This is a genomic window from Trichocoleus sp. Lan (assembly GCF_039961855.1).
In the GTDB taxonomy this organism is placed as follows: Bacteria; Cyanobacteriota; Cyanobacteriia; order Cyanobacteriales; family FACHB-T130; genus FACHB-T130.
The window spans coordinates 1-19,951 of sequence record NZ_JAMPKA010000005.1 but is presented as its reverse complement, the minus strand read 5'-3'; the positions used below and the strand labels follow the sequence as shown (position 1 = coordinate 19,951).

Annotated in this window: 17 protein-coding genes; 7 read left to right on the top strand and 10 right to left on the bottom strand. The window is 46.3% G+C overall.

The window, feature by feature from the left end:
* Positions 1–98: 98 nt before the first annotated feature.
* Positions 99–2,582: a DUF4157 domain-containing protein gene (locus tag NDA03_RS05965; RefSeq protein ID WP_348237562.1), complete on the bottom strand. Its 2,484-nt coding sequence runs from the start codon at positions 2,580–2,582 to the stop codon at positions 99–101.
* Between the two features lie 324 nt (positions 2,583–2,906).
* Between NDA03_RS05965 and NDA03_RS05960 the strand changes: the two genes are divergently transcribed.
* The 4 genes from NDA03_RS05960 (at position 2,907) to NDA03_RS05945 (ending at position 7,271) form a co-directional block, all read left to right on the top strand.
* Positions 2,907–4,253, top strand: a complete 1,347-nt coding sequence (locus NDA03_RS05960; protein WP_348237561.1) for a TldD/PmbA family protein — start codon at positions 2,907–2,909, stop codon at positions 4,251–4,253.
* Positions 4,254–4,470: 217 nt separating this feature from the next.
* The gene (locus tag NDA03_RS05955) at positions 4,471–4,593 is read left to right on the top strand and encodes a hypothetical protein (protein ID WP_348237560.1); all 123 of its coding nucleotides are present in this window, start codon (positions 4,471–4,473) and stop codon (positions 4,591–4,593) included.
* A gap of 68 nt (positions 4,594–4,661) precedes the next feature.
* Positions 4,662–6,095 (top strand): alkaline phosphatase D family protein, encoded by a 1,434-nt coding sequence (locus tag NDA03_RS05950; protein ID WP_348237559.1) that lies wholly within the window; start codon positions 4,662–4,664, stop codon positions 6,093–6,095.
* A gap of 180 nt (positions 6,096–6,275) precedes the next feature.
* Complete coding sequence (locus tag NDA03_RS05945) at positions 6,276–7,271, top strand: L-lactate dehydrogenase (RefSeq protein WP_348237558.1); 996 nt, start codon at positions 6,276–6,278, stop codon at positions 7,269–7,271.
* Between the two features lie 325 nt (positions 7,272–7,596).
* Here NDA03_RS05945 and NDA03_RS05940 read toward each other — a convergent pair whose 3' ends face one another.
* Positions 7,597–7,722 (bottom strand): hypothetical protein, encoded by a 126-nt coding sequence (locus tag NDA03_RS05940; RefSeq protein WP_277878396.1) that lies wholly within the window; start codon positions 7,720–7,722, stop codon positions 7,597–7,599.
* A 401-nt stretch (positions 7,723–8,123) separates the two neighbouring features.
* On the opposite strand from NDA03_RS05940, the gene NDA03_RS05935 reads away from it, so the two are divergent.
* Positions 8,124–8,318: an NblA/ycf18 family protein gene (locus NDA03_RS05935; protein WP_190412666.1), complete on the top strand. Its 195-nt coding sequence runs from the start codon at positions 8,124–8,126 to the stop codon at positions 8,316–8,318.
* Between the two features lie 564 nt (positions 8,319–8,882).
* Here the strand turns inward: NDA03_RS05935 and NDA03_RS05930 are convergent.
* The 8 genes from NDA03_RS05930 to patD all read right to left on the bottom strand — a co-directional run bounded on the left by NDA03_RS05930 (position 8,883) and on the right by patD (position 15,792).
* Entirely contained in the window at positions 8,883–10,421 is a 1,539-nt protein-coding gene (locus NDA03_RS05930; protein ID WP_190412665.1) for a serine/threonine-protein kinase, read from the bottom strand.
* 273 nt (positions 10,422–10,694) lie between these two features.
* Positions 10,695–11,150: a hypothetical protein gene (locus tag NDA03_RS05925; protein ID WP_190412887.1), complete on the bottom strand. Its 456-nt coding sequence runs from the start codon at positions 11,148–11,150 to the stop codon at positions 10,695–10,697.
* A gap of 244 nt (positions 11,151–11,394) precedes the next feature.
* Positions 11,395–11,976, bottom strand: coding sequence for a hypothetical protein (locus NDA03_RS05920; RefSeq protein WP_199300607.1), 582 nt, complete (start codon positions 11,974–11,976; stop codon positions 11,395–11,397).
* A 227-nt stretch (positions 11,977–12,203) separates the two neighbouring features.
* Positions 12,204–12,386 (bottom strand): 30S ribosomal protein S21, encoded by a 183-nt coding sequence (rpsU, locus tag NDA03_RS05915; RefSeq protein WP_190412664.1) that lies wholly within the window; start codon positions 12,384–12,386, stop codon positions 12,204–12,206.
* 33 nt (positions 12,387–12,419) lie between these two features.
* Positions 12,420–12,761, bottom strand: coding sequence for an RNA-binding protein (locus NDA03_RS05910; protein WP_190536285.1), 342 nt, complete (start codon positions 12,759–12,761; stop codon positions 12,420–12,422).
* Positions 12,762–12,944: 183 nt separating this feature from the next.
* Complete coding sequence (locus NDA03_RS05905; RefSeq protein WP_190430483.1) at positions 12,945–14,603, bottom strand: ABC transporter ATP-binding protein; 1,659 nt, start codon at positions 14,601–14,603, stop codon at positions 12,945–12,947.
* A 64-nt stretch (positions 14,604–14,667) separates the two neighbouring features.
* Complete coding sequence (locus tag NDA03_RS05900; protein ID WP_190430482.1) at positions 14,668–15,237, bottom strand: zf-TFIIB domain-containing protein; 570 nt, start codon at positions 15,235–15,237, stop codon at positions 14,668–14,670.
* Positions 15,238–15,402: 165 nt separating this feature from the next.
* Positions 15,403–15,792 (bottom strand): heterocyst frequency control protein PatD, encoded by a 390-nt coding sequence (gene patD / locus NDA03_RS05895; RefSeq protein WP_348237556.1) that lies wholly within the window; start codon positions 15,790–15,792, stop codon positions 15,403–15,405.
* A gap of 375 nt (positions 15,793–16,167) precedes the next feature.
* Here patD and NDA03_RS05890 point away from each other — a divergent pair, with 375 nt between their 5' ends.
* Positions 16,168–18,474: a bifunctional (p)ppGpp synthetase/guanosine-3',5'-bis(diphosphate) 3'-pyrophosphohydrolase gene (locus NDA03_RS05890; RefSeq protein ID WP_348237679.1), complete on the top strand. Its 2,307-nt coding sequence runs from the start codon at positions 16,168–16,170 to the stop codon at positions 18,472–18,474.
* A gap of 108 nt (positions 18,475–18,582) precedes the next feature.
* The gene (locus tag NDA03_RS05885) at positions 18,583–19,569 is read left to right on the top strand and encodes a YegS/Rv2252/BmrU family lipid kinase (protein ID WP_190412886.1); all 987 of its coding nucleotides are present in this window, start codon (positions 18,583–18,585) and stop codon (positions 19,567–19,569) included.
* Positions 19,570–19,951 lie beyond the last annotated feature (382 nt).

Below are 19,951 nucleotides of genomic sequence, written 5' to 3'. Positions count from 1 at the left end.
AATTTTGACCTGAATAAAATATAGTTTTCCCTACTATTTACAGCAGAAAAAGCAAATTCAAATCATTAAGTAGAAACGCGATCGCTAATCGAACGAACCTACCTACCCCTACGCCTTCTAGAGTTATTACCCATTTGCTCTAATTCTGCTAACCTTTCGGGATCAATATTAGATAAAGCTTGGTTAGCTTGCTTGTCTTGGATATCTTCCCGTCCGTTTAAGTCTTCAGCAATTTTATCGCTAACAGCGGGAACATAATTCCCGACAAAACCATGTCCCTTAGTTTTACCCACGCTATGAACTGTTGATTTAGCGTGTCCTCCCGTACCAATAGCAGAGTCTATCCTGCTACCAATGTGGCTATAAGTCCCGACGGCAAAACTAACTGGGTCAAATCCACCCACATATAGGTCGGTTTTTAATATTGAAGACGGATGCTGTACAGCATTTCCGGCAAAAATTAATTGGATATAAGTATTCATATCCTCCTTAGCGCGATCGCTAGCCATCCTCTTAGCTGCTTCCTCTCGCGCCGCCGCCGCTAATATTTCTGGGTCTATACCTAGTCCCATATCATTTTCTTGATAAAACAAAGCAAAATCTTGATAGATTTTGTCAACTGCGGGGTCTTGTCTTGTTAATAATAGATATTCTTGTTTCAAAACTTCGTGTACATTTCTAACTGCATTGTCAGTTTTAATCGTTCCTCGGCTGTGAGCAGAAACAGTAACCCGTGTTTTGCGGCGCACTGCATCAAGCATGATTTCTTCCTGTTTCTCTGTTGCTTCGTCGTCAACTTGGACTTTTCCTTTGAGGCAGTCAATCAGATCGGCTACCACACCACCCCGTTGAGCACTATAGGTGTAAAGAACATCTATGGCATTCTGTCCTAATGCGGCATCGTCTTGAGCATCTAGCGCTTCGTTGACTGATTCTTGCAATGCTGCGGCGCTTAAAAGTCCCGATTTTGGCGCTACTTGCATACCATTGATATGAGTGACAGAGGGGTACCAATCTCCTAGAGAGACGGGTTGTGGATAGGGTGCTACGCGAGGTGCTTTGCCGTTAAAACCAGTCACCAAACCCATTGCGAAATAAACGACTTTCCCATTTCCTAATTGCGTGCGCTTAACCTCCTCAATTATCCGATTTGGCGATCGCCCTGACACTCGATATTGCTTGCTGTCAAAATCACTAAAATTGCTGCCTTTGCCAACACTTTGTTTCTCAGCAGAAAAAGCTCCACTTCGGCTTCTTCCTTCCGCTGGAGCCTGCTGGTCATTATCTTGAAGTTTCAGGCTAATTTCTGTCTGCTGTTCTATAACTTGGTCGCGCAAGCTAATAACGCCCGATCTTCTAGGATGCAGATCTGAGAATTTATCTAGACAGCGATCGATTGCCTCTAATAACTCACCCAGCAGAATGCTATCTGCACCTGCCTGTTGTACTTTCTTCAGTGCTTCATCAACTTTTTTTAGTTCGGATGGACGACGGGAGAAGGAAACCGAAGTTGCTGCTTGAAACGCTTTCACTCCCATAATTTCTTTTGCTTGAATGAGTGGCAGTTCCCCAGTCTGCGTATCATTCAATCTCATGATTTGAGAGCCAGGGGACAATTCAGATGATTTCTGTATTTGCCGCTGTACCTGACCCCCATTCTGCTGCACCACATGAGTTAACTCGTGCGCCAACAATTCTTGTCCCCCGCGGCTCCCTGGATTGTATTCCCCCTGCCGAAAAAAGATATCTTGACCCGTAGTGAAAGCTTTAGCTTGAATTGATTGATTGAGCTGGTGAGATTGGGCATCAGTATGGATTTTGACACTGCTGAAGTCTGCGCCAAATGCCTTTTCCATTGGTTCTCGGATGCTTTCCGAGAGGGATTGTCCGCTACCTTTGGCTTGTTGGATGGATGTTTCCAGATCCGCTGTTGCAGCCATTCCATCCGCTCCAGACTGACGCTGCACTATTGGCTTCATCTGGAGTTCGTCTTCTTCATCGAGTTGGGGCGTATCTTGCCGCTGGATGCTGCCTTCTGGTTTCTGCTGGAGTTTTTCCTCCTCATCCATCTGGGGCATTTCGTCTCGCTGGACAGTTTCACCGGAAGCTGACTGTTTAGGCGCAGGTGCGTTATTAATCTGACTCACGACTTGAGCCGCTACTCGATCTGCCTCTTGTTCGTACCGATCCCCTGGTTCTCCAATCGTCAGTTTTGCCTGAATTGGTTGGGGTGTTGATATTTGGCGGGGAGCAAATAGGTTGGGGATTTCCAATAAGTTAATGCCTTGGCGTTGCGTACTTTCTCTTTTCTGCTGCCAAAAGGCATCCATCTTTGCCTGTAATACCGTTAGTCGTTCCTGTCCCTCTGGCGTTATGCTGCCTAGTTTCGCCTGTATTTCTAGCCCGGTCGCCTCAAACTTATGCTGGTCAAATGCTTGATTTTCTATTTCCTGCTGGGTAGGAGGCAGCTGCGAATCAGGTTTTGGTTGGCTTGCAAAAGAGCGCGACTGAATGCTGTGGCTGTTTTTCTGGTTAGAAGCGGGATTCCAAGAAGAAGATTTTCGTATTCTTTCGTAGGTCATCTCTCGCCTCTATTCCAGAATTGCAAAATAATATTTCTTTCTTGTCAATACTATCTTTAGTACCTTGTTTTAGCATAAATGTAATATTTTGTAACTAGAATAAAGCAAGCTGGGATAACCTATTGGGATGTAAAGATAGAAAACTCACGGACATCAGAACGACTGACTGTTGCAGCGTTGCTGAATTTACGAATAATCTGGCACTCTGGAATAGAGGTTTTAATTATTTTGTTGATTGGCATTTGAAAAGCCTCGCACCCGAAATCAAAACGCGATCGCATCGCTTCATCCCAGACTCAACCATCCACAAATCTCAGAATTATCGTGACTCTAGCAACAGCACCCAGTTTAATCAGTAAAGATCGGGCGATCTCTCTATTAGAAGAAGTTATTAAACAGTCGGAAGCAGAGGAGGTATTTGTCAGTCTCAGCACTGGTGAAGAATCCCTCAGCCGCTTCTCGGAAAATCAAATTAGCCAAAATATTACTAGCACTCAGTTTAAGCTCACCATCACCAGTTACTTCGGACGCAAGAGTGCCTCTAGTTCTACGACAGATTTAGATTCAGATGCGATCGCATCTGCCATCAAACGCTCGGAAGAACTTGCCCGTTTCGCCCCAGAAGATCCGGAGTGGGTGCCACTGCTAGAACCTCAAGTTTACGAAGAGCGAACCCCAGCCTTCGATGAGGCAACGGCAACCCTTTCACCGCTAGCACGGGGCGAAATTATCCAGCGTGTCTGCGCCATGAGTGCGAAGGCGGGAGTGGATGGTTCGGGAACGTTGAGTACAGAGACGAACTTATATGCGATCGCGAATTCGCGGGGACTACGCGCTTGCAATCAAACTACAGAGGCAGATTTCAGCTTTACCGCACGCATTGGGGATGGTTCCTCCTGGTGTAATCGCTCCGCTTGGGCGCTAGAACAGTTGCCAATTGAGGAATTAACCCAGCAGCTAATTGAGCGGGCAATCAAGTCGCGCCAACCCCGCGAAGTCCATCCTGGCGTGTATCCAGTTGTCTTTGATGGAGCCGCTTTCGCCGCTTTGCTCCCTTGGATCGTCTGGAATTTGGATGCACGCGCAGCAGATGAAGGGCGGTCGTTTATGTCTCGCACTGATGAGTCAGGCAAACCCGCTGGCAACCGTTTGGGCGAAGCAATGTTTAGCCCCATCGTGCAAGTACAGCGAAATGCCGCTCATCCTCTGTTGCAGTTAGGCACTTTCTTTGGCGATGGATTAAGCAATGACTACAAAGAAGTCATTCAGGACGGTATCCCTCAAACGCTTTCCTATAGCCGCTACTGGGCGGCACAGCAGGGCAAAAAGCCGACAGGCGCGATGTATCCAATTGTGATGACTGGCTCAGATCGAAGTCTAGCTGACCTAATCGCCCAGACAGAGCGAGGAATTTTGGTGAGTCGGGCTTGGTACGTGCGCTATGTGAATCCTCGGTCATTAGTCGTAACGGGAATGAGTCGTGATGGCACCTTCTGGATCGAGAATGGTCAAATTGCTTACCCGATTAAAAACTTGCGCTTTAACCAGAGTTTGCCTGAAATGCTGCGGGATGTGGATGCTCTGAGTACAGTCCAACGCTACGGCAGCAGTGTTGTGCCTGGGGTACGAGTGAGGGCGTTTAATTTTAGCAGCGTGACTGACAGCGTTTGATTTATAAGGGTTCTGGGCAGCAGTTAGAAGCCAAAAAAAGCAGCGAGAGGAATAACGCGCGATCGCAAAGTATATCGCGCCGATGATTCGGTTCCTTGTGTTTGTCAGCTAAATGTCCGCTAAACCATCAATATCAACCGTTTCTAGTTAATATTGAAATTCGCAGACATTCTATCAAAGCCGAGTTTCAATTTGACCTTGTCCCACCTCAATTTTTATGACCCCGAACAGCGCCCCTGGCCCAATTCCCGTCTCGATTGTGCCAGTATCATTGGGCATACTACTCCCACTAGCACCCGCCTGTGGTTCCGGGCGTCTTCTCCTGGAGATTACTGGCTAGTATTTTCTCGCCATCGAATTCCTACCAATGGCACTCCGGAGATAATCAACGACGAAAAAGGGCATTGGTTGCGATTAACCTCTCCAAGTACTTCCCAAGAAATTTATAGCGTTACTCTTGTCCCACTCCAACTTAATCAAGAGCATGACTTAACAGGTGTAGTAGACCTAAAAAATCTCCAACCCGATACTCGCTATTATTACGCTCTATTTCACTTGGATAGAGAAAAACCCTGGGAACTGGGCAACGAACAAAACCTGTCATTTCAAACCTTTCCAGAACATCCCACAGAGGTGAATTTTGGGATGTTCAGTTGCCATATGCCTTACGACGAGCATCAGCTCCTCAATTTGGAAATGTGGGATAAATTTAAGCAAGAATTATTGGATACAAATGCAAATTTTTTGATAGGTACTGGCGACCAAGTATATGTGGATGGAGAAGGAAATAAACAATTAAATATCTGGAGCTGGTTGAAGAAGAACAAAAAACAAAACCCTTCTAAAATCGATATGATTTCCTGGTATCGAGATATCTATCGGGGTTATTGGGGCATCCCCCAGGTGCAACAACTTTTTCAAACTTTTTCCACCTATATGATATGGGATGACCATGAAATTATGGATGGCTGGGGTTCTTATACACCCAATGAATTAGCCGCACAGCTAGATACTTCATGGCAGTTGCGAAATACTCAAGAACATTTGCGGCTAGCAAATGAAATGTTTGAGGCTGCTAAGCAAGTTTATCAAGAATACGAACATTCTCATAATCCTCCTACAGATACCAGTATTGATCAATTTGACTATCAGTTCAATTGTGGATTCTGTAGTTTTTATGTATTAGATATGAGGGGACATCATGATTATAACCGGCAAGAGCTGCGTCTTTTAGGTGCCGAGCAGTGGAAACGTTTTGACGGTTGGCTAAATTCCCAATATGATTCTGAATCCCGCGTTTTATTTATTGTGTCGCCAGTTCCAGTCGTTCATTTTAAGAGCTTTGCTGTTAATAATTTAGACATCCCCTATTGGAAGTACACTGATGATTTACGAGATCATTGGGATCATAAATCTAATTGGGCAGAACGAGATCAACTATTAAATAAGGTTTTTGAGGTTTCCCAAAAAACCAAGAAACCTATTGTATTTTTGAGCGGAGATGTACACATGGGAGCTGCTTTCAAGTTATCCCACGAGCAATCTCCATCGGCTAAAGTGTTTCAGCTTACTTCTAGCGGTATCGCCTATGCATCTTTAAGTAAATTTGCTATGAACATATTACAAAAGATAGTCATTGATGAAAATTTTATTGAAAGTAATGAAACTAAAATTCCCTACAAAATAGAAAAAATATATGTATGTACTAAAAATAATTTTAGCTTGCTTCATGTAAAACAACTTGCCGATGGAGAGTTATCTATTATTTTTGATTTGTTTAGTATTGACTACGATAATAAAACTTTTGATAGAGAAAGAATCGAGTTAAACAAGGTTTCATAGAAGTAGCGACTTGTTTAAATTAACGCCGTGGTTTAGCGTTCCCAAAACATTCTGGAGACGCTAAAAGACTGTTGTTGAGACACAATGATAAAAATAATTAAAGGAAAAGAAGGTTAGCTTTATCTGAAAAGGATTGGTTTTCGATATCATTACATCAACGACATTTTCCATCAGATAGATATGTTTGAAGAATTATTTACAACCCCTACCGAGACTAATCTTGACTTAGCGATCGCTCGTCGTCCCCGGAAGGGAGTCATTATTGGTGCAGGTCAGGTAGGAATGGCTTGCGCTTACTCAATCCTGATTCAAAACACCTTGGATGAAATGGTGATTGTTGATGTTAATCGAGAAAAGCTAGAAGGGGAAGTCATGGATTTAGTCCACGGGCTACCCTTTGTCGAACCCAGCCTAGTACGAGCAGGAACCCTAGAAGAGGGGGAAAATGCGGATATTGTAATTGTTACAGCAGGAGCAAAACAAAAGCCTGGAGAAAATCGGTTAAGTTTGGTGCAGCGCAACATCGAAATCTTTAAAAATTTGATTCCAGAAATCGTGAGATGTTCTCCAGGAGCGATTCTCTTAATTGTCTCGAATCCAGTAGATATCATGACCTATGTTTCCTGGAAGCTTTCTGGGTTGCCGAGTTCTAGTGTGATTGGTTCGGGCACGGTGTTAGATACAGCTCGTTTTCGCTATCTGTTAGCCCAAAAGTTACAAGTTGACCCGCGTAGTTTGCACGCATACATTATTGGGGAACATGGAGACAGTGAAGTTCCCGTTTGGAGCAAAGCCAATATTGCGGGAATGAATTTATTAGATGTTCATGACAATAATGATTTAACGAAAACTGCACAAATTGACGAGATTTTTCAACAGGTCAAGAACGCCGCCTATGAGATTATCCAACGCAAAGGAGCAACTTGCTACGCGATTGGTTTAGGGGTTACTCAGATTGTGCAAGCAATTTTACGCAATCAAAACCGAGTTTTGACTGTTAGTAGTTTGATAAATGGTCTTCACGGAATTAATGATGTTTGTCTGAGTTTGCCTGCGGTGGTAAATCGTGAGGGTGTTACCAGGGTTCTGAATTTCTCTTTGACCCCTACGGAGTCAGAACAATTGCAACGATCTAGTCAAATCCTGCGCCAAACGATTCAGCAAGTCAACCTTTAATCTCTCAGCTACCAGTTTAAGAGGATATTTGAAAAGTAGTATAGCCATCTTAAATCGAATGGCACTGACATAAGAGCCTTGAGATAAATCTCTCACCTTAAAGCTTTCAACGTGTTTTCACAGGTTGAAAGCTTTTGTTCTGGCAGTATTTTAGTCAGTTTTAACTGACCTTAGCTCTTAGCCCAAACTTTAGTTTAGGGTTTTAGTTCAGGGCTTAAGTCAGCGCTATTCATCTTAAATCATTCATGAAATCTTCCATCTCTTTTCTTTCGCTTCCTTAGCGCTATGCAGTGCGAAGGCGCGAGCTGAGCGCCATACAGGCCCACTACGAGATCGCCAACGCGATTAATTCTGACAACCCTTGAGGATTGCTCGATGAGCCTTTCGTAGGGGCGGCTACCGCATAAGTCGCCCAAATGCAGAAAAGGCGGTACCGACTGGATGGTGCCATAACCGACTTCTCAGACATCCTCTGGGTGGGTAGAGTCACTTGAGAGAGCAAATGTGTTGAATGCAATGTGTTTAGGGAACTGCATTGCGTCTCCACTGGTTGAAGAGCGGCACTGCTATGGCTTAGTAAGTATATTTACTTAGCCGTTTGTTCGTGATGAGCAATTTTCCCTCCAACAACTTGCTAAAACTACCTCAACCCTAGATGAAACTTTCTGGGTGCATATTCCATCTTTGGGATCAACTGAAGTATACACAAAGAAAGATGGGCATTTTGTCAAATTATTGTTATCTTTCGTAATAACAGGGAAATGGTTAGACGGTTCAGCGATGTTCAGCCCTTACCCTGTGAGTGCTTCAGCGATTGATAAACATACACTCTCTCTAAAGTCGGAGCTTACCATGAACCAACCTATCGAACTGTCTCTCGAACAACAATTCAGCATCCGTTCCTTTGAAAGCCAAGTGGAGAATATGAGCCGCGAACAAGCTCAGCACTTCTTGGTCAAACTCTATGAACAAATGGTGATGCGCGAAGCTACATACAAGCATCTTCTGAAGCACCAATGGGGCTTAGAGCCAAATCCTCAGGAATAGAGTATCCGTGTCGCAGTGGGCGACCTCCGTCTCTTGCTTTGTTCCTCAGGGGAAAGAAGCTGGGGGTGCTGGGGCGTCAACTTCAGTTTCAAGAACGTTGAGTTTTAGGAAATTGCTTACGGTTGGAAGCGTTGTCTATTTAAATATCCGAAGGACAAAGATAATATCTTGTAGTAAGGAAGCGTGTTTAAGTAGATGAACGTAGACCAAGATTTCTCGGTTGGCGTGTCAAGCTTGCTGAATTGGTACCGATTTTTCAGAGTTTTGACATGAAGTTGAATAGTTTATGACAAGTTTGGCAGTACTGGCATAAGCGAAATTGGTTTTTTGAGTTTAGGTTTTCGTACTACAAAAATTTTCATACTACAAAAATAAATGCGACAGCTTGATCGCTGTGCAGACATGAGCGAAAGCGAGAACCGCTAGCGAATAGACGCTTTGCAGGCACTCCTGCGGGCATAGGCGACGCGATCGCAATCAAGTGTAAAATTAAAAATAATCAAGCGCGAGTCTATTGGACTCTCCATGAACTCCTGACTCTCTTGCCCTAACTCAGCACCCAGACTAGCCTGAGATATCCGAAGAATAATCTCCGGTCTGAACAGATTCCAGCTTCATCAAAATCTTGGGCTTTAGCTTCTCAAACTCTTGCTTGAGCAGACTTTTACTCATTTGGGGCTGAGCCACTGAGGGTAAGGTTTGGCTTGTATTTGCCCACTCTTGCAACATTTGGCGTTGGACAGGGGCAATTGTGGAAATCATTACATTCGCGCACCGATGCGGTTCTTCTAAAGCAAAGAACAAAATCCGGTAAATCCCGTTTTCTCCCAGTTGTCGCACAATATCCTGACCCATAGAAGTTTTTAGATCCAGGTAGCAACTGAGCCAGCGAGGGCCTTGTTCGCGGTTGTGCAGGGCGGTAATCCACAGCAGCATAGGATGAGGAGACATCAAAAACAGAAACTGATTGTAGCGAGTGCTGATCAGGCGATTCTGAATTTCCGGTTTGTGAAGCATGACCCACAGGGTAGGTAAAACTTCGCGGCTAGTGCGAAGTAGATGGGGAAATACAATCTCTGCAATTGGTTTGTTTTTAGGCCAGGAAGTTAAGCGGCAGACTTCATCGGCTGTCGGGGCGTTCTTAGGTTTGGGATCGGCTACGACGGGCAGTTTAGATAAAACTTCTCCAATCCGCTGACCTAATTGCCGACCTTGACCAAAACGTTGCTCCAATGGCTCTAATGCTTGCAACACTTGAGCCGCATTTTGGGGGCGATCGCTAGGGACTTTTGCCAAACAGCTCATCACTAAGCTTTCTAGAGATTTTGGCAATTTTAGATCGGGATTAACCGAATCAAAAGTTCTTGGGGGGATAAAGTGATGAGCTTTATACCAGCCGCCAAACGAGTGAGTCTCTGCCATTAAGGGCATCTCAGCCGTCAACATCTCAAACATCATTACGCCCAGACTATAAATGTCAGAGCGTTTATCTAGTTCTCTGCCCTCCATTTGTTCTGGAGAACAATAAGCTAAAGTGCCCATAAACGAGTTAGTCTGAGCGATGTCGGACTGAAGCAGCTTGGCGATGCCAAAATCCAGAATCTTGACTAACTCACCTAAAGTCGTATCTTGAACGACTGTAATATTACTAGGCTTTATATCCCGATGAATAATCGGACAGACTTCACCATCTATGAGGATGCCCTGGTGAGCGCATTGTAGCCCTAAACAAATTTGGCGAGTGATATTCAAAAATCGGGGCAAGGACAGGGGCCGGTCTTTGAGAACCTCGCTCAGGCTCTCCCCTTGGAGAAATTCCATGACGTAGAACGGGATTTCGTTCTCGTCCACGCCATAATCCCTGACTCGGACAATGTGAATACTTTTTTCTCCCAAAACAGCGCAGATGGTTGCTTCTCGCTCAAAGCGATCGCGCATTTTTTGGTTTAGTAGCGTCTGAGAGAGGAACTTAACCGCGACGGTGACACCTCCCAGTAACATATCCCTGGCTTGATACACTCGACCCATTGCGCCTTTGCCTACCAACCCTAAGAGTTGATAGCGATTGGCGAGTAAGCGATCGGTGTTGGGGTCTGTCATCATAATTTGGCTCCTAAAATCGGGAGCATTTGTAATATTTACCTATAGGGAACTATTAACTTTATCTCAAAGGATGAAGTCTTATGTCTTCAGGATGGAGTTTTAAGCCTTCAAGCGAAAACAGATATTGAGTTCCACGCAAGAAACCGGAAAGACCAGTAAACGTTCTTTCCTACTTCATACCTCTTACTTTATATTTCCCAAATTCCACTTCATATTTCACACTTTATACTTCTTACTGACCATCTAGAGCCTGAAGCTGAATTTCTAGAGCGATCAAGAATATGATTGTGGCTGACGCTCCATCGTTGCTTCCATCGTGCTAGTCAAATAATGACCCGCCATGATGCCACTAGAAAGGTAGTAGGTATTCTCATTGAGACGGTGCAAGGTATCGAAACCAGTGCGCCGCTGGCGATCGCCTAATACCCAGTAACGCTGAACGATCGAATCTGGCGTAACCCAGCCCTCGCCCTCAACACGACCTAAAAGATTGTGCTGTAGTACATAGGTATATTGGCGTTCCCCAGCATCAAATCGCCCACGATACTGTAAAGAAATTTCCTCGCGGGCGCTGCCTGGAAAGCTCAGCTTTGTCACCATTGTGAACCAGTTTTCTCGACCCCAGGCCACTAATGTTCTGCCACTCACGGTGATTGGCATCTCGTGACGCTCCAGCCAATTTCCTTGGAGCGTCCATCGTCCTGCCTCCATTAAAAAGGTGTGACCCACGGTTGTCACCTTGCTGCCTGCTTGAAACGCCGCCTTTAAACGATTCTTCCCTTCCAGGATGAATATTCAAGGCGACAAGTAAGTTTAGTATAACCGGAGTCTTGGGACGTAAAGTGGAATACGCTTGTGCGGCTTTATCCCAAAATCAAACTAAGGAATCTTTTATAATTCTAGTCCCTCGATCCCCAGGACAGTTTATCAATGTTATCTGTGATATCGAAAGATTTTCAGGTGAAATCCGGCCTTATATTCCGGCTCTTCTACTCCTAGACACCTCTGCACCTCGGTTCTTCGGTTCCGGAAGTATCGCGGGAACGAAAGATTGAGACTTTGAAGAGTCTGCTATCTTCAAAGCAGAATGAGTCCAAGCATCATTGGACAAAGGCCCTTCGGATACTTTAAATTCAAATGGATGAGGGGGGTCTTGAACAAGCGACAGGGAACCCCGATCGTGCGCTTTCACCAAGCTGACGACCCAAGGTAGAAAGTCTAAGATTTCCTCTGGTAGTACAGTTAACTCGAAGTACCAACCCTGATTAAGTCCTCGACATTCTCTTCCCCATTGTGCCGTTGTAACTCTACCAGCGCTCTTATTAATCGCCACTCGTAGAAGAAATGGGCGTTGAGGAATTAACTTGTCTGGTGCAGTGTATGCGTAAATACTTATATAGTTCACTTGGCTCCGATTGTCTATCCAAGATGCAATCGGAAAATTACTACTATAGGAACTTCCAGTAACTCTCACTGGCACATTCATAGCAGTAGCAAAGAGAGAATAAAACTCACGCCTTAGGTCAGCGATAATACGTATTGCTTCTGGGGTCATGCTTGCTAAAATTTGTAGAGAAAAATACAAGAAATGGCTCTATTTCAAAACTTGTGATGGTGATGCCTTTAAATTTTGCTTTAAAGCCTCACCAGCTTTTGAAATAGAGCCTAAGCAAAGATCGCTTGATAGCAAGCTGTTAAACGCTCTTGAGGCTGCGTTGTGCTGAAGAATGTTACAGATGAAGTTATTAATCTGTCTTAAACTCGATTTTCGGACGGTAAGACTTAATAACGGAAACGCTTCTTACGCCTTCTCGCGATCGCTTTGCGCTTGCGTTTTTCCAAAGGAGTCTCAAAGTGACGTTGCCGTCTTATATCTGGAAAAATCCCTGCTTTAGAGACTTGACGCTTAAATCGGCGCAGGGCTGACTCAATGCCTTCATTTTCGCCTACAACTACTTGGGTCATCCGGTGTCCTCCTAAACTATTTGATTAATTGCATTAGTAGCGTCGATAGCCGCCACCGCCACCGCCGCCGCCGCCACCGCCTCTATTGTTGCCGCCCCAGCCACCACCAGGACGACCTCCGCCTCCTTTATCCTCACGAGGCTTAGCTTTGTTCACTTTTAGCTCTCGTCCCATCCACTCAGCGCCGTTGAGAGCTTCAATGGCGGCAGTTTCTTCAGTTTCTGTATCCATTTCCACAAAAGCAAAACCACGCATCCGACCTGTCTCGCGATCGGTTGGCAACTGAACCCGCTTAACGGTTCCATACTCAGCAAAAACATTGCTGAGGTCGTCTTGCGTAACTTCGTAGGATAGGTTGCCTACATAGATTGACATGGAATGTCTCCAGAATCAAAAAAGTGGTGTAGAGAGTTAGATCCGGAGAAACTGCCTGTCAGTAGAAATAACAAACACTACAGCCGAATATAAGTCTATGTTTAAGGATTTTAACACACCATTTAGTCCCTGACTCTGAAGCCGATCGTAGATGCCATGTTGTGCTGACCAGTCAAAACAATTCTATTTTGGCTGCTGCGATACCAGTAAAGGGGCGGCTTGTAGCAACGTCTGGGTGTAGGGGTGCTGGGGATTCGTAAAAATCTCGTGGGTTGAGCCGAGTTCGACAATACGACCGGCATTCATAACTGCAATGCGATCGCACAAAAATCTTGCCACAGAGAGGTCGTGAGTAATAAACAAATACGTTAAATCGAATTCCCGCTTTAACTCTAACATCAACTCCAGTACTTGTGTCTGGACGCTAGCATCTAGCATACTCACTGGTTCATCGCAGATTAGCAGTTTGGGTCGAGTAATCAAAGCACGAGCGATCGCAACCCGTTGCTGCTGTCCCCCCGACAAATCCGAGGGATACCGCTGATAATACTCGCTTGTAGGCGTTAAACCTACTCGCTCTAGCATCTGCATTACCTGCACTTTCGCCTCATCGGGGCTAGCTAGTTTGTGGATAAACAGGGGATCGGCAATACTTTCACCGACTGTCATCAGCGGATTGAGACAAGCATGGGGATCTTGAAACACCATTTGCATTTGCCGTCGCGATGCCCTCACGGCTTTAGTAGACATCTGAGCTAAATCCTGTCCCAGAAACTCAACGCTTCCTTTCGTTGGTCGAATTAACTGCAAGATCGTCCGGGACAAGGTACTCTTCCCGCATCCGGATTCTCCCACTAAGCCTAAAATTTCCCCTGGATAAAGTTCCAAGTTGATATCATCTACCGCTTTAATAACGGGGACATTTTTGGAAAGAAACTGTCCGATGAAATTGCTCTCTAAGGTGTAGTACTGCTGCAAATTTTTGATTCGCAAGAGGGGGGTTGGTAATGAATGATTGCTCTTCGGCTCCTCAACTTCCGTGTCATATTTCCTGATGTGAAAAGCCGCGTCCAAAAGCGATCGCGTATATTCGTGTTGCGGTTGCCGAAAGATAGACTGGGGTGAGCCAGTTTCCACCATTTTCCCGGCATACATCACCGCAATGCGATCGCAATACTCTCCCACCATTGCCAAATCGTGAGAAATCAGCAACAGTGCCATCTCCCGTTCCCGGCACAGTCGCGTCAATTCTTGTAAAATCTGGGCTGCTACGGTCACGTCTAAACTGGTCGTAGGTTCATCTGCCACAATTAGCTTTGGGTTGAGAAGCAAAGCCAGCGCGATCGCGACTCGTTGCCGCATTCCTCCACTAAACTCGTGAGGATACTGCGACCATCGACTTGCCGGGATCTTCACCGCATCCAAGGTTTCGAGTACCTTTTCTTTCATCTGCTGCCGTGACAGATGAGGTTGATGACTCTGAAGCGTTTCCAGACAGTGCTTCCCAATCGTCATCAGGGGATCGAGGCGCGTCATCGGATCTTGAAACACCAGCGCCACCGCTTCCCCCCGAAACCGCCGTAACTGTGCCGGAGTCAGATCGAACACGGAATTCCCAGCAAACGTCACCCGCCCCTCAACGCGAGATGAAGCTGGTAACAAGCGCATCGCCGCCCTTCCCAGAGTTGATTTACCGCAGCCCGATTCTCCCACTAATCCCAGTTTCTCTCCAGGTTCTAAAGTGAAAGAGACATCATCCACTGCCCAAGAAGGCATAGCAGTAGATCGACGGCTGGGATAAGCAACCCGCAGATTTTCTACACAAAACAGGCTCTCAGTCATTCGGTAACGGGGAATAAGGAATGGGTGATGAACAATTAGTAATCCAACAAGGTCGCAATTTCCGCTATTTTGTGACGCCTACTTGCCGCATCAGATAGGCGACACCAAAATCTCCATTCGGATGTTTTGCTAACTGTTCCGCCAGCTCAAACACGCGCGCTGCCAATTCGGGACCGAGTTTTTCCATTGTGGCTTCACGTTCTTTCTCGGATTGTTGCTGTTTTTCCACTTTGATCTGCCATTCACTGGAAAACAGCTGCTCAATCGTCGTGTGCAACCCTAATTGAGATAGTACCTCCCACTCCCCGCGATCGCACCAAATCCCATTACAATTCAGGCAACGCTCTACATAAAACGGCGTTTTCAGCCTTACCTTAGCGCGAGATAGATAACGACCGCACTCCGGACACAGTGCTGCTTTGGTATCAAAGGGAGACTGCACAAAATCCACATTTAGGATTTGAGCGATAGATTCTGGATCTGCAGGCGTCAGTTCCGGCTGCTGTGCTTGCCACGCTTCGTATTCCCCAGAGGGAATCCAGGTTCCCTTGCAATCGGTGCAGTGTTTTACCGCTAAATTTCCCGCTAGGGTGCCATCGAGTAGGGATACACTCTTACATTTTGGACAGTTCACCAGTTTTTCTTCCTCTCCCATCTGAATTTTTTATTAATTTACTCTGTTTTTTCGGACATCTTGCACTTGCACCGGACAGGGACTTCTACGATCCCTTGCTGTCAAAGCGGGCGGGTTTATCAAGACAATCTGCGAGATACCAGAGAAAGCTGGTGAAATCCGCCCCTATATTTCTCCCTGGCTTTCCCGATCTCCGTCTGCTTGCAGGAGGGCTTGACAGTAGCCAATTAGGGTTGATAAGCGATCGCTTATCGCCGCTTGTCGAGGATTAGCGGTTGCCGAACGGCGAGACGCCTGCAAAAATGTCATATCCATCTCTAAAAGTCGCAGCGCCCGATAGATTTCCGTCTGGAAAGACCTCCACCGAGGCTCAATCTCTGGGTCTAATTCATCACCCGTCAAACTGGTAATTTGCTGTGCAAATACTTGTTTAACGTATTGAAATTTTTCACCGATCCCTTCTTGTTCTTGATTAGCGGCTGTCATTGTATGCAGCAGCTGTTCTAGAGCTGTCAAAAGTTCCTGATAACGTTGTTGGTAAGACTGAGGCAACATTGGCACGTTGTTCCGCTAGAATCAATGTAAAGAATTTTGTCTATTCAACAAGGCAATTGCTAAGCACTAGCTAACTGGTGTAGGCTTGCAATCTTCAAGCAAGCTTTAGGTAAGGGCAAGAGCGATACGTCGCACCGGAAGCGCGACGCGCAGTAAGCGTAGGCATTAGCCAAGCGGTATCTTGGTGGATCGCTCTATTTCTGACAATATTCTTACCCTCGACCCTTGACAATTGAAAATCCAAAATTCAGCGAAACTAGGGACTCTTCAATGCAGACCCTAGGAGATGCCCTTTTAGCCTCTAGACAAAATCATTTTCCACGTCAGCACAACTCCTCGCTATTTTTACTCTTTATGCTCGACCTGCTCAACACTATGAACTCACAAGCTCCAACTTCTACAATTAGTTGTGTCATTCCTGACTGGCTACAGGAATGTTTGATTGCGCGTCATGAGGACAATCAAACCACCAAACAGCCCACAACGCCCGAAGGGGGAAGTGTCAAAGTTTTCCCAACGCCTGCGGAAGCCGATTTAATCTGTCGCGCCTTTGAATTTGCTTACCAGTTACACGAAGGTCAGACTCGTAAATCCGGGGAAGCTTACATCTGTCATCCGGTTGCCGTTGCTGGTCTTTTACGAGACCTAGGCGGCGGCGCTGCCATGATTGCGGCTGGCTTTCTGCACGATGTGGTAGAAGATACGCCCGTCACCCTCGACGAAATCGAACAGCGGTTTGGCTCAGAAGTGCGGCTGCTGGTAGACGGTGTCACCAAACTTTCTAAATTTTCAGAAACCTTTTCCAGCAAGACCGAACGCCAAGCTGAAAACTTCCGCCGAATGTTTCTGGCAATGGCTCAAGATATCCGGGTAATTGTGGTGAAGCTAGCCGACCGGCTGCATAATATGCGAACGTTAGAACACCTGCCTGATGCTAAACGGCGGCGAATTGCTCAGGAAACGAGAGAAATCTTCGCACCGCTGGCAAATCGCTTGGGGATCGGACGATTTAAGTGGGAACTGGAAGATTTAACGTTTAAGTATCTCGAACCCGAAGCCTACCGGCAAATACAAGAGTTGGTGGCAGAAAAACGGGCAGACAGAGAGATTCGATTGGCGAACGTCAAAGAAATTCTGCGGCAGGGACTCGCCTCATCTAGTATTACGTGTCTAGACATCAGCGGGCGTCCCAAGCATTTGTATGGGATTTACCAGAAGATGCAGCGACAGCAGAAGGAATTTCACGAAATCTACGACTTGGCAGCAATTCGGGTGATTGTTCAGACAAATGAAGAATGCTACCGCGCCTTAGCTGTCGTTCACGATGCCTTCCGACCGATCCCCGGTCGATTTAAAGACTACATTGGTTTACCGAAGCCCAATCGCTATCAGTCCCTGCATACGGTAGTTCTCGGAATTACGGGTCGTCCTTTAGAAGTGCAAATTCGGACTTTGGAAATGCATCACATTGCCGAGTACGGGATTGCAGCTCATTGGAAATATAAGGAAACGGGGAGTTCCAGCCGTACCCAAATGACCGCAACCGATGAGAAGTTTACCTGGCTGCGGCAGCTCTTGGAATGGCAAAGCGATCTCAAGGATGCTCAGGAATACCTGGAAAACGTCAAAGACAACTTATTTGACGATGATGTTTATGTGTTTACACCCCAAGGGGATGTGGTACCTCTTACTGGGGGTAGCACTCCCGTCGATTTCGCTTACCGGATTCATACAGAAGTGGGGAATCACTGTGCGGGAGCGCGGGTCAACGGACGGATGGTGACGTTAGACACGCTGCTGAGGAATGGTGACATTGTTGAAATTATCACTCAGAAAAATAGCCGTCCCAGTTTAGATTGGCTGAATTTTGTGGCGACAACCGGGGCGAAGAACCGAATTCGCCAATGGTACAAGCGATCGCATCGGGATGAAAATATTACTCGCGGTCGAGAACTCTTAGAAAAAGAATTGGGCAAAAGTGGCTTTGAATCTCTGCTGAAGTCAACCCCCATGCAGTCGGTCGCTGAACGATGTAATTACCACAGCGTCGATGATTTATTGGCTGCTCTCGGTTATGGGGAAGTCACTCTCAACCTGGTAGTCAATCGCATTCGAGAAGCCGTGAAAGCAACTCAAACGATTGCGACTGCCCCCGACCCAATAAAAGATTTTGCAGCGGCTGTTGCACTTCCAACCTCGAAAAGCCCCATCCCAGCTCCCAGCACCAAAACGCCTATCGCTGGTGTGGAAGGGTTACTGTATCATCGTGCTGGATGTTGCGGGCCGCTCCCTGGTGAAGCGATTATTGGTGCAGTCACACGCGATCGCGGAATTTCCATTCACCGCCAAGGGTGCAATAATGTGGCGAATGTCCTAGGCGATCGCTTAGTGCCCGTTAGCTGGAACCCCACTGACTCAAGCGGACGTCCTCAAACCTATCAAGTTAGCATTCAAATTGAAGTGCTTGACCGCGTCGGAGTCTTTAACGATATCCTGTCCCGTTTAAGCGATGACAATATTAATGTGCGGGGTGCAGGCGTGAAAACATCCGACGGGCGACCGGCAATCATCGACCTATGCATTGATATCCGCGATCTCCAACAACTGGAGCGGTGTTTCACCCAAATTCGCCAAATCAGCGACGTTCTCAATTTACGTCGCTTCGGTCAAGGATGTGAATAGAGATACTGCGGTGATTCGTCATTCGCCACTGGTAATAGACTCATACAGTGGGCGAATGACAACGACTCTCCGCTGATCACAACGGACTAATGACTAATGACTAATGACATAAAACGCTCTGCCTGTCTCATCTTTAATCCAGTTGCCGGTCAAAGCGATCCCGATCAAGATTTGGCAAAAATCCGGGCACTTTTAGAGCCGGAAATTGACCTAGATATTTATCTGACAACGCCAGAAATTGACGCTGCTCAACTGGCAAGAGAAGCAGTGGAACGTGGTGCCAGTACCATCATTGCCTCTGGTGGTGACGGAACCCTCTCAGCCGCCGCCGATGCCTTGGTGGGGACGAACATTCCCATGGGCGTGATTTCAAGAGGAACCGCAAATGCCCTGGCGTCTGCTTTAGGGCTACCGGATACGATAGAGGCCGCCTGCGAGACAATTTTGGGGGGTATAACGCGGGTCGTGGATGCCGCCTACTGCAACGGCAAACCGATGATATTACTCGCGGGGATTGGTTTTGAGGCAGAAGCCGTCGAACGGGCGGACAGAGAGACGAAGAACCGCTTGGGGATGATGGCATACATCCTGGCAGGAATTCAACAGTTGCGGCAGTTCAACACGTTTGAGGTTGAGATTGAGACGGAAGACAAAATCGTGAAACTAACCGCTGCTGCTGTAACAATTGCCAATGCTGCACCCCCCACATCCATTTTGGCTCAAGGTCCGGCGGGCATTCTTTTTGATGATGGGTTGCTCGATTTAACCGTCGTGGCACCGAGTAATGTTGCCGGAGCGATCGCGGCCTCCTATCATTTACTTCAAACTGCCTTAAGCGGCAGTGCCACAGAACGAGATGACATCGGCTATCTGCGAGCCAGACGGATTCAGGTACGAACCAATCCACTGCAAAAAGTTGTCGTAGATGGGGAAATTATTGGCACCACTCCGATTGATGTCGAGTGCATTCCTGGCGGCCTAACGCTCTTAGTCCCCCTTCTCGAAGAATTGCCAGTTACAGAAAAACTTGAAGGTTTACCCAGTGTAATCATTGAATCCAAGCAGGACTTAATTCCGCCTGAAGAGGTTGATTAGTCTGTCACTCGTCACGATAGCGGTTCTCGCTTTGTTGCAATATATCCTCGTAACCTCACCCTAAAGCCCTCATCGAAAAGCAGTGAAGGGTTTGGGGTGGGGTTAAACTCTTAAGAGCGTTGAGGAGCATGGATTTGAGGGACGAAACTCATCATTAACAAGAGGTTGATGTTAACGAAAAGCGCTCTACCTATCCTCCAAATCATTAACTTTGTCTGTTAGGGCAGTCGTAACCAACCAAGGACTCGTAACTAAGCGCTAAAAACGACTCATACTAAGTTGCGTTCAAAGAGCTAATTTTTAAATGAGGAAAATAGGTCATCGAACGCAGACGTTCTGGGTCTGACACTAGGTCTACAATTCCTTTACAAAGTTCATCTAC